Here is a 14602-nt window from a genome sequence, read left to right as displayed (position 1 = left end):
TGGATAGGAGGCCATTATAGCTTGCGGCGCTGCTTGAGCAGGAAGCGCCCGGGGTCCAGTGCGGAGGCTAGTGTTGCTTCGATGGGAAGCGGTTCATCTTCCAGTTGACAGGCCAGGATTTCTGCTGCCAGCGGGGCCCAGATCAAGCCCCGGCTAGCGTAGCCGAGTAGCGCGTGCAGGCCCGGGTGGCGTGGCAGGTCGCGCAAGCGTTCGCTGCGGCCCGGGTTGCGGCTATCGGGCATCGCGCCGACCAGTGGCAGCCGGTCGGGCGCCATGGTGCGGAAGCCTACGCGGCCTTCCAGCGGGGCGCCCGCGCCATGCGGGCTGCCGAGGATTTCCTCCGCGCGCAGCAGGTTTTCATCCTGGCTCGATTGCCAGAGCTGGCGTTCGGTGGACTTGTCGTAAGTGGCGCCCACCGAAACCACCCCGTCGACCGGCGGTGTCATGTAAGCCTCGCGGCAGACCACCATGTTCAGGCTGGGGAAGCTGCCTTCCCGCAGGTGGGTGACCTGGCCGCGCATGGTGTAGAGCGGGAGATCGTGCGCCTGTTCGAGCGCCGTGGCGCCGGCGCCGTTTGCCAGCACCAGGGTCGGTGCGGCGGCGAGCAATTTTCCCTGGGCGTCGAATACTTGCCATTCTTCGCCGGCGCGTTCAATGCGCAAGGCTTCGGCGTGGAAGACGCGGTGCAGCTTGTCGCCGCAGGCGTGGAGCATGGCGCGGCAGGCGGTGGCGGGGGTGGCCCATCCGCCCCCGGGAAAGTGCCAGGCGCCGTGGGGGGTGGGCGCGCCGAGCATGGCGCTTGCCTGCTGCGCGTCCAGCCAGCGGACGTATCGTTCGGGGTAGCGCCAGGTGTCGACAATTTCCTTTTGCAGCAGCGCGTGCTCGGCGTCGCGCGCGAGTTGCAACACGCCGCATTGCTTGCCGCGGATTGTGCCCTCCCCTGTGCCGGAGCCGGGCGCGTTCGGGTCGAGGCCGCCCAGCCGCTGCCAGGCGCGCTGGGCATACAGGTAGGCGGCGCGCGTCAGGCGGGTGGGGATGTTGTCGTCTTTCGACAGCAGCGGCATGAAGATGCCGGCGCGGTTGCCGGAGGCTTCCTGTGCCGGGCCGTCATGGCGCTCGATCAGGGTGACTTGCCAGCCGCGCGCAGCCAGGCGTTCGCAAGCTGCGCTGCCGGCCACACCCGCGCCGATGACGATGGCGCGGCGTTCGGGCGCCGCGGCCCGGGGCGCTTGCGGCTTGCGGCTGGTGTAGGCGGCGTGCTGCCATTCTCCTTCCGGCTCGCCGGTGACGGTGAAGCCGGCGGCGCGCAGGGAACGCAGTGCCTGTTCGTCGGGCCGGCGGATATGCAGCGTGGATGCGGGCGTTGCCAGGCGTTGCAGGGCGCGGATCTGGTCGAGCGGTTCGGCGATGATGAATTCATCGACACGGGCCACGATTTCAGGCAGCCAGTCTTCGGCCGGCCCCACCAACAGGTCGAACGTCAGGCGTTCCGTTGGCAGGTGCAAGCGGTGCAGGCCGGGCACGTCGAGCGGCCACTGCGCGGCCAGGGCGGGAACGGCGGCGGCCAGCGCGGCCAGCACGGCGGCACCGGGAACCGACTGGGCGAGCGCGAGGTAATGCAGGTGGGTTGCGGGCGCGCTACGATGGCGCGCGAGGGTTGCGAGGAACCGGGCGCCGCTGCCGAACGCGGTGTCAAGCACGACGTGGCGGGTATCAGCCACCCTGCTGGCACTCCTTGTGCCGGAAGCATGCGAGGTCGTGATCGTTCACCATCCCGATCCCCTGCATGTACGCATAAATAATCGTCGACCCGACAAACTTGAACCCGCGCTTGGCAAGATCCTTGGAGATGCGGTCGGATAGCTCGGTGTGGGCCGGCCGCTCCCCTTGCGCGGCGATACGGTTGACGATCGGCTTGCCGCCCACGTAGCCCCAAAGCAGCGAAGACAAGCTGCCGCCCTCTTCCAGCAAGCGCAGGTAGGCGCGGGCATTGGTGACGGCGGCATTCACCTTCAGCCGGTTACGCACGATACCAGGGTCGGACAGCAACTGCCCGATCTTCGCCTCGTCGTAGGCGGCAATCTTGCGAGCATCCCAGCCGTCGAAAGCCGCGCGATAGTTGTCGCGCTTATTGAGAATGGTCTCCCAGCTCAGGCCCGCCTGCGCGCCTTCCAGGTTCAGCATCTCGAACAGGCGCAGTTCGTCGCGGCATGGAACGCCCCACTCCTGGTCGTGGTAGGCGATATAGCGTGGATTGTTTGGATTGGCCCAGGAACAGCGATGTGTGCTCATGGGGTGATTATAGTGCGCTCTCCCAGGCTGGTCACGATGTGCGCTTCACCGCGCTCCACGCAGTCGTCAAGCTGGTGCACCAGGCGCGCGAACAGCTCCTCGGGCTGCGCGGAGCCGGTCGCATGCACCGCCGTCCAGGCATCGCGCCCCGAATGCTTGGAGATGTACAGGCCCAGGTCTGCCAGCTCCACCACCTGCGACCAGGACATCAAACGCGGATGCGCGGGCAGGAAGGGATAGCAGGCGAACCCGATCGAGCAGCTGCGCGCCAGCGGTGTGCCGTCGGGCAGCACGAAGTCGCGCGCGGACACGGCCTGGCGAATGCGCTCCGCCACCACATGCGCCCCGTTGCGGCCGGTGGCGCGCGCCAGTACCAGGAATTCTTCGCCGCCCCAGCGCACCAGGTAGTCCGACTCGCGGAACACTTCGCGCAGGCGGTCCTTCATCTGCACCAGCACCGAGTCGCCGGCGGCATGGCCGTGGCGGTCGTTGACTTCCTTGAAGTGGTCCAGGTCCACCATATAGAACACCAGGTCGCTGTCGGCCCCGGCCTCGCCACCGTCATAACCGCGCAGGCTCAGCGCCACATCCGATTCCACATGCTGCAGGAAGAAGCGGCGGTTGCGCAAGCCGGTCAACTGGTCGGTCAGGCTCACCTCTTCCAGCGCCTTGTAGGCGCGTTCGAGTTCGAGGTTCTTTTCAAGCAGCTGCGCCTGCGCCGCGGCATTGTCCAGTGCGATCGCGCCATAGGCGCACAAGGTGCGGAAGATCAGCCGCTCCCGTTCGCCGTAGGCGCGCGGCAGCATCGACTGCACCGTCATCACGCCCAGCACACGCTCGCCGATCATCAGCGGCGCGAAGAGCAGCGAGAGGGTCGGCAAGGTGCCGGGGATCAGGTTGGGTGTATCGGATTTGTCTTCGATTTCGATCAGGATTTCATCGCGCTCGCGCACGCAGCGAGCCGTGTTGAAGCTCGGGTCGGACAATGCGATGCGCATTGGCGGCAGCGGCAAACCCATCTCCACGCCGAACGCACAATGCAGGAAGTCGCCGTCGGGCTCGAGCAGGAAGATCGAGAAATGGGTCGAATCGAGCAGGCTGTGGACGTGCCGGTCCAGCGCGCGGAACACGGCCGACGCATCGAGTTGCGCGGTGATTTCCTGGCCGATTGCGGAAAGGTGGCTCAGCGTGGCGCTGGTCTGGGCCAGCACTTCGGCGCGCTGCGCCTCTGCGGCCGCGAGCTCGCGGTCGCGTTCGGTCTGGTGCTGGACCTGCATCGCAATCGCGCGGTTGGTCGCTTCCTGGCTGTTGCTGCGGTCGCGCGCCGCATTGGCCTGCACCGAAAATTCGTAGGCGCGTGCGAAATCGCCGACAGCGGCATATTCGCGCGCCACTGAATCGAGCAGCTCGCCCGGCACGATATAGCCGTCGATGGTGGCGGCAATCATCAGCGCTTCACGCAGGTACTGCAGCACGGACATCGCGTTGCCCGCATGAATATCGGCCAGCACGCGCAAGGCCGCGATCTGGCTGAACGGGTCGCTCAACTCGCGCGCCAGCGCCAGCGCCGACATGGCGGCGGCTTGCGCCTCTTCCATCCGTCCCAACCCGGCCAGCGCATGCGCCTGGCCGCGCCGCGCACAACTGTGGAAATCGCTCTGCGCCAAGGCGTGGCCGCGCTGCTCCAGTTCGCGGAAACTGGCCAGCGCCGCGTCGTAGTCGCCCAGGTCCAATGCCAGGTCGCCCTGGTATTCCAGCGCCATGACAAAGGCGCGCGAACCGGACAAGGGGGCCAGCATCTGCAGCGCGTCACGCAGCAGGGCCTTGGCGGCCGGACGCTGGCCAAGATGGCGCAGCGTTTCCGCCGACTGCATCTGGGTCAGGCCGACGCACATTGGCCAGCCGGTCGGCCGCGCCAGTTCCAGCCCGCGCTGCATCCATTCCAGTGCAGCGTCGTGCGCATTCAGGCGGGTGAAGGCATTGCCGATATTGGTGGCGAGGATCACGGCGCGGCGAACCTGGCCCGACATCAGGGCCGCTTCGAATGCCGCGATCAGGTGGCTGATGGCGCGGCCGAACTCCGCCGCCTGGAAGGCCGCGGTGCCGAGATAGTCGGAAATCCAGCCCGCGACGACCGGATGCTGGTGCGCCAATTCGATCGCAAAGCGCTTGCTCCAGCGCTCGTTGGCCGCCGGCGCATTGCGGAACACGCTGAACAGGGCTGCCAGGCTCTCGAAAATATCGATGCGCATGGCGTCGCCCGAAGCGCGCGCATCGGCGATGGCCAGCGCCAGCTCGTTTTCGCAACCGGCGGAATCGCCCCGGTCGACCGCGATCCAGGCCAGCAGGCTGTGGGTGTCGGCAGCGCCCAGCCGGTCGTTGTGGCGGGCGAATTCCAGCATGGCGCGTTCGGCGATGGCGCTGGCGGCGTCGAGGTCGCCGCCGAGCCAACTGGCCTCGGCTTTGATCAGCTCCCAGCGCGCGGCCAGCACACGCCTTTCCGCCGCCGGCAAAAGCAAGGCGAGCGGAGTTGCTTCCACGACAAGTTGCGCCGAACGCACACCATCGCGCTGGCGCAGGTGCCAGGCCAGTTGGGATAGCAGTTGCAGGCGCTGTGCGCCCTCGGAATACGGCAATCCTGCTTCCCACTGGGCCAGCTCTTCGTCGAGCGCGAACAAATCCACTACTTGATATCCTTGAAATACGTGTTGCAGCAGAGAATCATACCGCACGACCGGACTTTTTGGTATTCAAGTAGCTTAAGCTTGCTTAACGGGCAACGCAGCGGCCTGCCGCCGCTGCGTTCAACGTCGTTCCGGCTGGTTGTCGCGGGTGCTCGAATCCGGCTTGTTGCCACCGCTGCTGCCATGGTCGTGGCTGTCGGCCTCGCCCTGCGGCTTGGTGCCGGCGCCGCTGCTGCCTTGGGTGCCGCTGCTGCCCATGGTGGCACTGCCGCCCTTCATGGCAGCGTTCAATTGCTCGGCATTGTTCAGGTGCTGGTGGATGGTTGGCTGCAAGCGGGTGGCCAGCGATTTCAGCTCGCTATCCTGGGCCGACGATGCAGCCTTGCTCACCAGCTGGTGGGCTTCCTTGTGGGCTTGCACGCCGGCCTGCTCCATATAGCTGCGGTCAAACTTGTCGCCGGAGAGCTTTTCCAGCTTGGCGGCCATGGCTTTATGCTTGGCGTCCAGTTCGGTCGGCAAGGCCAGGCTGCGCGAAGCCGCTACCTTGCGCACCTCCTCCAGGCCTTTGGTGTGGTCGTCGACCATTTGCTGTGCAAAGCTCTTGACCCGGTCGCTCTGGGTCTTTTGCAATGCCAGCTTGGCTGTCTCGATTTCCGCCATATTGGCCATGGCCAGGTCGGTCAGCATTTTCTGGTCCGATTTGACGAGACCTTCGGCCCAGGCGCTTCCTACACCAAGCAGGGCGGACAACACAGCTACACGCATGAAATTGTTCATCGCATCCTCCGTGACAGAATTGGCAGGAAATTATTTTAGGCAGGATGGAATAAGCTCGCCACACGCTACGTATACGCAATACTCAACACTCTAGGAGGTAACCATGAAACTCATCGTCCTTACCCTGGCCGCCCTGCTGAGCACTGCCGCCGTCGCTGCCGAACCACTGAAAAAAACCGACGGCGTCTACGTCGATGCCGCCGGCATGACGGTCTACACCTTCGACAAGGACGTGGCCGGCAGCGGCAAGAGCGCCTGCGTCGATGGCTGCCTGAAAAACTGGCCTGCCGTCGCCGCTGCCGGCGAACTGGCCGCACCGTGGTCGGCCATCACGCGCGACGACGGCAGCAAGCAGCTGGCCTATAAAGGCAAGCCGCTCTACCTGTTCGTCGGCGACAAGAAAGCTGGCGACCGGGCCGGCGACAACGTCAAGGACATCTGGCACGTCGTCAAGGATTGAGCGCATGCAGGATGTGCATGCGAACTTGCTGGCTTGCCTGCCGCGCCTGCGCCGCTATGCGCGCGCGCTGACCGGCGATAGCGCCAGCGCGGACGACCTGGTGCAGGACACCGTGGAACGCGGCTGGGCGCGCATCGCCCAGTGGCGGCCGGACGGGGACTTGCGCGCCTGGCTGTTCGGCATCATGCACAACCTGCACGTCGACCAGTTGCGGCGTGCGCCGCCGCCGGCCGTCGAGCTGGACGACGGCGACCTGCCCTGCGCGCCGTCGTCAGGCGTGCTGGACATGCGCGACCTGGAGCGGGCCTTGCAGCAACTGCCGTCCGCCCAGCGCGAAGTGCTGCTGCTGGTGGCGCTGGAGGAAATGCGCTACGAAGACGTGGCGGCCACGCTCGACATCCCGCTTGGCACCGTGATGTCGCGCCTGAGCCGCGCACGTGAGAACTTGCGGCGGCTGATGGCGGGACATCCGCCGGCCGCCAATTTGAAGGTAGTGAAATGAACGAAGCCGAATTGCACGCCTGGGTCGATGGCCGCCTGCCGCCGGAACGGCAAGCAACGGTCGAGCGCTACCTGGCCGACCACCCCGCCGAAGCGGCGCGCCTGCAAGCCTACCGCGCGCAGAATGCCGCCCTGCACGCGCTGTTCGACGAGGTGCTCGATGCCCGTATTCCAGCGGCGCTGCACCCGTCCGCCCGCCCTGCCCAGGCCAACGCCGCGGCGTTGACCATCCCCGCCTGGCGCCGCATGGCAGCCATGCTGGCGGTTGCCATCGGCGCCGGCGTGATCGGCGGCGCCGCCGGCTGGACGCTGCGCGGGGCGGGACCGGAGGCCGGCGCGGCACTGGCGGCCAGCGGCACACCGTCGCCGCTGGCGGCCCTGCCCCGCCAGGCAGCCATCGCCCACGCCGTCTATACACCCGAAGTCAAACACCCGGTGGAAGTCGGTGCCGACCAGCAACAACACCTGGTGGCATGGCTGTCGAAACGCCTGGGCAAACAGTTGCGCCCGCCGCAATTGGCACAACAGGGGTATGAACTGGTGGGCGGCCGCCTGCTGCCCGGCGACGCCGGACCGGTGGCCCAATTCATGTACACCGACACCGGCGGCCAGCGCCTGACGCTTTACGTCAGTTCCGGCCAGAAGCAAAACCGCGACACCGGATTCCGGTTCGCGCAGGAAGGCAACGTGGGGGTGTTTTACTGGATCGACGGCAGCTTCGGCTATGCGCTGTCGGCTGCCGTCGGAAAGAACGAGCTGTCGCAGATCGCCAACGCGGTCTACGAACAGCTGCAGCCTAATTAGGCACGCGGCGGCCGGCTTCGGTGATGCGGTTACGCATCACTTCAGGTGCGGCTGGCCCTGGCGCGAACATATAGTCCTCGTCATTGATGGCCAAGCCGCTATTCGCATCGACCAGTACCTGATCGGCAGGCTTGCCGGTTTCGCGGCTCACCACCAGCAAGCTGGCGCCTTCCGGCGACAGGTGCTCATTACCCCAGGCGATGAAGGCCAGCAACACGGGTTTGAAGTCGCGGCCCGCCTTGGTCAGGATATATTCATAGCGGGGCGGACGGGTGCTGTACTGGCGGCGCTCCATCAAACCGCCCTCGACCAGCCCGGCCAAGCGACGGGTCAGCATGTTCGGCGCGATCTTCAGGCTCTTCTCGAATTCATCGAAGCGGGTCAGGCCGTAGAACGCATCGCGCAGAATCAAGATGCTCCACCACTCGCCTACCTTGCCGAGGCTACGCGCGATCGGGCAAGGCATTTGGCCAAAGTCGGTATGTTTCATGTTGCCTCCTAGTCAGTTGGTTTAATTTAACCAGTTGAATGCTTCAGACTCAATTGAACCGCGAAAACACCCCTAAAAGACTCACCAAAAATCACTCTTGCAAGGAACGTCGCTATCTTCTTTCCATTCGGCGTTGTTGCGGCGCACATTACTTTTGCCAGAGGAGAGAAAGCCTCTGCCCAATGTGAAATGCGCAACTTTTTCTTTAAACATGGGCATAATATGCAACACAGCCCCAGCAAAAAAAACCATGTACCTGACCAGCGACGCACAAGTGCGCAATATCCTGATCGTGGATGACTCCGCGTTCGAACAGCGCATGCTCGTCGACTTGTTAAGCGAAATGCCCTACCGCGTTTCGGTGGCGTTCAATGGCGAACAGGGTTACCAGCTGGCGCTGTCCGGCCAGCCCGACCTGATCCTGCTGGACGTGCGGATGCCCAATATGGACGGCTACACGTGTTGTCGTTTACTTAAGGCCAATCCGGCCACGCGCGATATCCCGATTATTTTCCTGAGCGGCACCGAAGCGGTGGAAGACCGCATCATGGGCCTTCAGCTTGGCGGCGTCGACTTTGTCAGCAAGCCGTTTACGCCAGGTGAACTGGCGGCACGCATCCACGTGCACCTGAATCTGATGAAGCGGCCCCCGGTGGAAGCCACCGAAGCCGAACCGATCGATACCGACTCGGTGATCGTCAATGCAGCCAAGCGCCTGATCTACGACAACCTGGCTGCCCTGCCCGGCCTGGCGGAAATCGCCGCCAGCGTGGGTACCTACCGCGAAAAGCTGAACCAGCTGTTCCGCACCCACACCGGCATGACCGTGTTCGCCTATATCCGCGAAGCGCGCATCCAGCGCGGCACGCATTTGCTGCGCGATACCGACATGGACGTGCAAGACATCGCGCTGCTGCTGGGCTTTGCCAATGCCGGCAATTTCGCTACCGCCTTCCGCGAGCGGATGGGCACGACGCCCAGCAGCTACCGCGCCTCAATCATCAAAACTTGTGATTGAGCTTGACTGACGCGAAGCGGCCGCGCGGATCGCCCTGGGTATAGTCGAAGAAGTTGAACGAGCTGTCCCATGAAGGCTTGCGGTCGAAGGCATTGGCCAGCAGCAGGTGCACGCTGGTGGCTGCGCTGATCTTGTAGCCCACGTTCAGGTCCACCGTGGCAAACGGCTTCACGCGCTCGCCCGGCCGGGTGGTCTGCTGGTAGCCGTCAACATAATTCCATGCCGCGTTGCTGGTCCACTGTCCCAGTTCCCAGGTAGCGCTGGTGGTACCGCGCCATTTCGGGATCGAACCGAAGTAGTTGGTGCCGGCGCCGTTGGTCAGCGGCTCGCCGTTCGACAGCGGCTGCTCGTACTTGAACACGCGGCTCAATTGCGCATTCAGGGTCACGTTGCCGTAGGCAGACTTCGGCAGCTTGTAGCGCAGGTCGACGTCGATGCCGCTTACCACGCGCTCGCCCTGGTTGGCGTACTGGCGGTACAGGGTCAGGATGCGGCCCTGCTGGTCGCGCACCACTTTCTCAGGGTGCGTGCTTTCGTTGGCCAGGATGGTGTCGGTGCTTTCGGTGTCGATCACGCCATTGGTGCGGATATGGAAGAAGTCCACGCCTACGCTGCTGTTGGCCGACGGCGACACCACAAAGCCCAGGTTCACGTTCCTGGAGCGCTCGGGCGACAGTTCGGTATTGGCGACGGTGATGTTGGTCACGCCGCGCGACTGGCCTGGCGTGATCGGGTCTTTCGCATCGAGCACGGAGCCATAGCTGACGGAAGTCGAATTGGTGATCTCCGGCAGCGACGGTGCCCGGAAGCCGCGCGACACGGTACCGCGCAGCAGCAGCCACGGGGCGGCCTGGTAACGCACGCTGGCTTTCGGCGAGAAGGCCGAGCCGAAATCGCTGTATTTGTCGGCACGGCCGGCCAGGTTGAAGGTCAGGTCTTTCAGCACCGGCACGTTGAATTCGGCGAAGGCCGCGGTCACTTCACGCTTGCCCTGGATGATGTTGATCGCAGGACGCAGTTCGGTGCCCGACAGCACGGCGGTCGAGGTGTTGGAATTCATTTCTTCCTGGCGCCATTGGCCGCCGAAGGCGAAGCCCAGCGCACCGGCCGGCAGGTCCAGCAGTTCCCTGGATGCGTTGAAGTCGGCCACGGTCAGCTTCGATTGGGCAGGACGCAGGGTCGACAGGCGCAGCCGGTTGCGCACCGCTCCACTGTTTAGCGACTGGTCGGCGAAGTTGTAGCTGCCGTCTGCCAGCACTTTCTCGAACTCGTAGCGGTTGACGAAGTTATCCACGGTTTCCTTCAGCTTGCTGCCGGAGCGGGCGATGGAAGCGTCATATTCCCAGCCGTTCCACACACCCTTGACGCCGGTCAGCACGCGATAGAAGTCCACCTTGTCTTCCTTCAGGCGCGGGCCCAGGTCGAACAGCGTGGCGGTGAACGGCAGTGCAGTTGTACCCGGATTATTCGGGTGGCCAACCGGCAGCGCCACGGTGATGTTATCCAGCGCCTGCTTGCTGTTGTTCCATGCACGCAGGCCGCTACCCACCGTCAAGGGCGCGCCGAACGTCTGCTCCGCCCAGGAGTAGCCGTACAGGCCTTCCGCATAGGCCTCGGTGTCCTCGTTCAGTTTCAGGGTGCCGCGCAGCGAGGTGTGCACGCGCTCCACGCCCGGGACCAGGGTGCGGAATTCGGCCGGGTTATAGGCCAGCACCTGGCCGCTCTTGCCTGGCGTGATGTCGCCGTAGTTCTGCACCTGCAGCGGCCCCTGCACACCACCCAACTGCCTGGTCGCATCGGTAGTGCCGTAATAATTGGTCGGGGTCCACGCCAGCGTACCGTTGGCATAGCCGTGGAAATCGCTGCCGCGCAGGTAGGACACGTCGGTCTGCTGCAGCTTGTCGCGCTTCAGCGCGTCGAGCGAGAACACCACGCTCCAGCCTTTGTCGTCAAGGCTGCCAAAGCCGGTCTGCAGCGCTGCGCTGCGTTCAAGCTGGCCGGTGCCTTCAGTGGACGAACCCACCTGCGCGCTCACCTCGGTGCCCTTGAATTCCTTGTACAGGATGATGTTGACCACACCCGCCACCGCGTCGGAACCGTAGACGGAGGAAGCGCCGTCCTTCAGCACTTCGATACGCTGCACGGCCGCCATCGGCAGCGAGTTCAGGTCGACAAAGACTTCCTGCAGGTCTTGTGCCGTGGCGTAGGAAGACACGCGCTTGCCGTTCACCAGGATCAGGGTGTTCTTCTGGCCCAGGCCGCGCAGCGACAGGCCCGCGGTACCGGCCGAGAAGCTGCCGGTGTACTGCTCGTTGTAGCTGTTGCCGCTGTTGGCGGAAATGGTGCGCAGGATGTCCGCCACGGTGGTCTTGCCGGTGGCGGCCAGTTCCTTGGCGGTCAGCACCTGCACGGCGCTCGCGCCTTCTTTCTGCGAGGTGCGGATATTCGAGCCGGTAACGACGACACGGGCCAGTTCTTCTTCGGCGTAGGACAGCTGCGGGAAAGCGGCCGCAATGGCCAGGGTGATGCTGAGAGGCTTGATCATGTTCTTCCTTTTGGGTAAGCGGGGGCCAGCCTGCCTCGTGGGCGGGGTCGGCGAAACGGTGTATTGCGAGGGATTCGGGTGGGGCGCGCTTAGCAGCGGCACATGCACTGCGCCATGCAGAGCAGGTAGATGGTGTGGCGGCGATGTAAGGCTGGCGTTTTCATACGGCAACTATAACGTCGACCTTTCATTTCTGAAACTAATTAAAACTCAGATTTATATGCAATTTAGATCTATAGACAGCTTTGTCTACATTTCGCCACAGCGGCCAACGCGAAGTATACAACTATGTCTAGACAGGCTATTCTAGTTAAAACCTTACAAGGAAATAAACATGGCCACCACTCCGAAACCCACGCCAGCCGAGCTGGAACTGTTGCAAGCGATCTGGCCGCTGGGCCCCGCCACCGCCAAACAGGTGCACGAGTCCATGTTGGCCGACAAGCCCGACCTGGCCTACGGTGCCGTGTTGCGCCTGATGCAGATCATGCATGGCAAGGGCTTGCTGATCCGCGACGAAAGCCAGCGCTCCCATATCTACGCCGCCGCGGTGGCGCGCGAGGCGATGCAGGGCAATATGCTGCAAGACCTGCTGCAGCGCGCCTTCGCCGGCTCCGCCAAGGCCCTGGTGCTGGCGGCCTTGAAAAGCGGCATCTCGAAGAAAGAACGCGCGGAAATCGAGGAACTGCTTAAGCAGGAGGACAAGCCAAATGAATGAGATCATCCACGCCGCCGGCTGGACCCTGATCCACTTCCTCTGGCAAGGCGCGCTGGTTGGCCTCGCCGCCGCTACCCTGCTTTGGCTGATGCGCGGGGCCCGCCCCGCCGCCCGATATGGCCTGGCCTGCGCGGCGATGCTGGCCTGCCTGCTATGGCCCGCTTTCGAATTCGCCAGCGCCCTGCAAGCCACGCCGCACTCCCTGCAAGCCCTGGTGCTGGCGGGCGGCGCCGACACGTTTGCACAAAGCGATCTTCTGGCCAGCATCGACAACCGCCTGCCGCTGCTGGTGGCAGCCTGGCTGGCCTGCGTCGGGGCCCTGGCGCTACGCAGCGTTTTGGGCCTGGCCTGGATCGCCCGTGCCCGCCGCACCGGTGGCCGCAACCAACATTGGCAGCAACGCCTGTCACAACTTGCAGCCCGCCTCGGCATCCGCCGCGAAGTCGGCCTGCGCATCGTTGAAGCGCTGGCCAGCCCGATCACCGCGGGCTGGTGGCGCCCGGTCGTGCTGGTGCCGGCAGCCTTGGTGGCGCGCATGCCGCCGGAATTGCTGGAAGCGCTGCTGGCGCATGAGCTGGCCCACGTGCGCCGTCACGACTACCTGGTCAACCTGCTGCAGAACGTGGTCGAAACCTTGCTGTTCTACCATCCGGCAGTGTGGTGGTTGTCGCGCCGCATCCGCCATGAGCGCGAGCTGGTGGCCGACGGGATCGCCGCGCAACTGACAGGCGAACCGCGCAGGCTGGCGCTGGCGCTGTCCGAGCTGGAGAAGATGCAGTTCGCTTCGCAGCGACTAGCGCTGGCGGCCGATGGCGGGGACCTGATGCAGCGCATCCGCCACCTGATGCTGCCGCCGCAGCAACGCAGCAACTGGAAAGGATTGCTGGCGGCGTTCGGTATCACGGCCGCCTGCCTGGCCGGCTACGCCAATGCCCGTGTCGATGCCGCCAGCGTCCCGGCCGCACGCACGCCGGCAGTGGTCGACTTCAGATCCTGCGCCAAGCCGCTGTGGCCGCAAGAAGACCTCCAAGCCGAGCATACCGGCGCCGTCACGCTCAGTTTCCGCATCAATGCGAAAGGAGACGTCACCGGTTCCAGGGTGGTCAGGTCCAGCGGCCATGTTGGGCTGGATAAAGCAGCGCAAAACGGCATCGGCAAATGCCGCTTCTCACCCGCCAAGGTTCGCGGCAAGCCCGTCGAATCGTGGCAACAAATGCAGTATGTGTGGACCCTCGACTAAAGGAGACAAACCAATGAAACACCTATGCACCGCAGCCATGCTCGCCACCCTCGCCACCCTCACCGCCTGCGCCCATGCCGGATCGACCGACGCCGCCCAGCGTCCCGTCGTGGAATTCAGCTCCTGCGCCAAGCCGGCCTGGCCGCAGGAAGACTTGAAAGCAGGACATGCCGGCACCGTCGCCCTCAACTTCACCGTTGACGAACTCGGCGCCGTCAAGGACTCGGCCATCGTCAAGTCCTCCGGCCACCCGGCCCTGGACGAAGCGGCCCGCAGCGGCATCGCCAAATGCCGCTTCAAGAACGGCCCGGGCAAGACCGATCTGCAATACGTCTGGATCCAGGAGCACGGCAAATGAGATTGGGCTTCATCATCGCGGCCATCGCAACTTGTGCAATGGCTGTTACGTGCAGCGCCCGGGCATCCGGCCCCGCCTTGCCTTCGCATCCGTTCGTCAGCACCAGCGGCAAGGCGCAGCTTTGGATGCGGCCCGATATCGGCGAAGTGAAGTTCGAAACCGGCGCGCAGGACGCCAGCGCGCAAATCGCCGCCAGCCAACTGCAGGAGCTGAGCGCCAGCGCCATGCAGCTGCTGGCCGAACACGGCGTACAGGAAGCGGATATCGAGGCTTATGAAGTCGAGAAAAAGACCGTCCCGGTCGGCGAGCAGCAGCCACCCGCCTATTCGATGGGACGGCTGTTCCACGTCCGCGTGCGTGACCTGGCGCAATGGCCTGCCCTGATCGCCAAGCTGGTCGACATGGACCACGTCACCAATATCAGTTCCAGCTTCGACCGCACGGATGGCGACGACATCAACGCCCAACTGATGTCCGCTGCCGCCGACGACGCCCGCAGCAAAGGCGCGTCGCTGGCCAAGGCCTTCGGCCGCAAGCTCGGGCCCGTGGTTGCCATCGCCCGCGGTCCGCTCGACCAGGTTGGTGCGCCCTACATCGAACAGCAGCCAGGACGCGTATCGCGTGGCACCGTGCCGCAAACCGGCAAGTACTCCGTGCCTGATTCAATCGCGTATTCGCAGACCGTGAATGCGATCTTCGTGCTGAAATGAACCGG

General features: G+C 64.5%; 14 protein-coding genes. 8 read left to right on the top strand and 6 right to left on the bottom strand.

Translation table 11 applies throughout. The annotated features are described in order from the left end of the window. Nucleotides 1-14: 14 nt before the first annotated feature. The 4 genes from mnmC to BM269_RS15340 all read right to left on the bottom strand — a co-directional run bounded on the left by mnmC (nt 15) and on the right by BM269_RS15340 (nt 5753). Complete coding sequence (gene mnmC / locus BM269_RS15355; RefSeq protein ID WP_090438295.1) at nt 15-1721, bottom strand: FAD-dependent 5-carboxymethylaminomethyl-2-thiouridine(34) oxidoreductase MnmC1; 1707 nt, start codon at nt 1719-1721, stop codon at nt 15-17. Next, nucleotides 1714-2292 carry a DNA-3-methyladenine glycosylase I gene (locus tag BM269_RS15350; protein WP_090438292.1) on the bottom strand — a complete coding sequence of 193 codons (579 nt, stop codon included), beginning with the start codon at nt 2290-2292 and terminating at the stop codon, nt 1714-1716. Before BM269_RS15350 ends, mnmC begins: the two co-directional genes overlap by 8 nt. Beyond that, on the bottom strand, nt 2289-4976 hold the full coding sequence (locus BM269_RS15345) for a sensor domain-containing diguanylate cyclase (protein WP_229204663.1): 2688 nt from the start codon (nt 4974-4976) through the stop codon (nt 2289-2291). Before BM269_RS15345 ends, BM269_RS15350 begins: the two co-directional genes overlap by 4 nt. Nucleotides 4977-5096: 120 nt before the next feature. Beyond that, nucleotides 5097-5753 carry a DUF4142 domain-containing protein gene (locus BM269_RS15340; RefSeq protein ID WP_090438290.1) on the bottom strand — a complete coding sequence of 219 codons (657 nt, stop codon included), beginning with the start codon at nt 5751-5753 and terminating at the stop codon, nt 5097-5099. A gap of 103 nt (nt 5754-5856) precedes the next feature. On the opposite strand from BM269_RS15340, the gene BM269_RS15335 reads away from it, so the two are divergent. From BM269_RS15335 to BM269_RS15325, 3 genes are read left to right on the top strand one after another with little or no spacing between them, the layout of a single operon-like run. Then, complete coding sequence (locus BM269_RS15335) at nt 5857-6213, top strand: COG4315 family predicted lipoprotein (RefSeq protein WP_090438287.1); 357 nt, start codon at nt 5857-5859, stop codon at nt 6211-6213. 4 nt (nt 6214-6217) lie between these two features. Next, nucleotides 6218-6715: an RNA polymerase sigma factor gene (locus BM269_RS15330; protein WP_090438284.1), complete on the top strand. Its 498-nt coding sequence runs from the start codon at nt 6218-6220 to the stop codon at nt 6713-6715. Continuing rightward, entirely contained in the window at nt 6712-7518 is an 807-nt protein-coding gene (locus tag BM269_RS15325) for an anti-sigma factor family protein (protein WP_090438281.1), read from the top strand. The genes BM269_RS15330 and BM269_RS15325 overlap by 4 nt, the downstream gene beginning before the upstream one ends. On the opposite strand, the gene BM269_RS15320 is transcribed toward BM269_RS15325, so the two are convergent. Then, on the bottom strand, nt 7511-8008 hold the full coding sequence (locus BM269_RS15320) for a winged helix-turn-helix transcriptional regulator (RefSeq protein WP_090438278.1): 498 nt from the start codon (nt 8006-8008) through the stop codon (nt 7511-7513). The two genes, BM269_RS15325 and BM269_RS15320, sit on opposite strands and share 8 nt — an antisense overlap. A 250-nt stretch (nt 8009-8258) precedes the next feature. Between BM269_RS15320 and BM269_RS15315 the strand changes: the two genes are divergently transcribed. Beyond that, a complete protein-coding gene (locus BM269_RS15315; protein WP_090438276.1) occupies nt 8259-9026 on the top strand; it encodes a response regulator transcription factor in 768 nt (255 codons plus the stop codon). Here the strand turns inward: BM269_RS15315 and BM269_RS15310 are convergent. Beyond that, on the bottom strand, nt 9010-11571 hold the full coding sequence (locus tag BM269_RS15310) for a TonB-dependent receptor plug domain-containing protein (RefSeq protein ID WP_090438273.1): 2562 nt from the start codon (nt 11569-11571) through the stop codon (nt 9010-9012). The two genes, BM269_RS15315 and BM269_RS15310, sit on opposite strands and share 17 nt — an antisense overlap. A 334-nt stretch (nt 11572-11905) precedes the next feature. On the opposite strand from BM269_RS15310, the gene BM269_RS15305 reads away from it, so the two are divergent. The 4 genes from BM269_RS15305 to BM269_RS15290 are packed head-to-tail and all read left to right on the top strand — an operon-like array spanning nt 11906 to nt 14597. Then, nucleotides 11906-12289, top strand: a complete 384-nt coding sequence (locus tag BM269_RS15305) for a BlaI/MecI/CopY family transcriptional regulator (RefSeq protein ID WP_090438269.1) — start codon at nt 11906-11908, stop codon at nt 12287-12289. After that, nucleotides 12282-13529 carry a M56 family metallopeptidase gene (locus tag BM269_RS15300; RefSeq protein WP_090438266.1) on the top strand — a complete coding sequence of 416 codons (1248 nt, stop codon included), beginning with the start codon at nt 12282-12284 and terminating at the stop codon, nt 13527-13529. Before BM269_RS15305 ends, BM269_RS15300 begins: the two co-directional genes overlap by 8 nt. Nucleotides 13530-13542: 13 nt before the next feature. Continuing rightward, nucleotides 13543-13887: an energy transducer TonB gene (locus tag BM269_RS15295; RefSeq protein WP_170860388.1), complete on the top strand. Its 345-nt coding sequence runs from the start codon at nt 13543-13545 to the stop codon at nt 13885-13887. Next, the gene (locus tag BM269_RS15290; RefSeq protein WP_170860387.1) at nt 13884-14597 is read left to right on the top strand and encodes an SIMPL domain-containing protein; all 714 of its coding nucleotides are present in this window, start codon (nt 13884-13886) and stop codon (nt 14595-14597) included. The genes BM269_RS15295 and BM269_RS15290 overlap by 4 nt, the downstream gene beginning before the upstream one ends. The last annotated feature ends 5 nt before the right edge of the window (nt 14598-14602 follow it).

Origin of the sequence: Duganella sp. CF458 (genome assembly GCF_900113115.1) — a bacterium.
GTDB lineage: Bacteria > Pseudomonadota > Gammaproteobacteria > Burkholderiales > Burkholderiaceae_D > Rugamonas.
The sequence above is the reverse complement of the archived record's forward strand: the minus strand, read 5'-3'. Positions and strand labels throughout refer to the sequence as shown.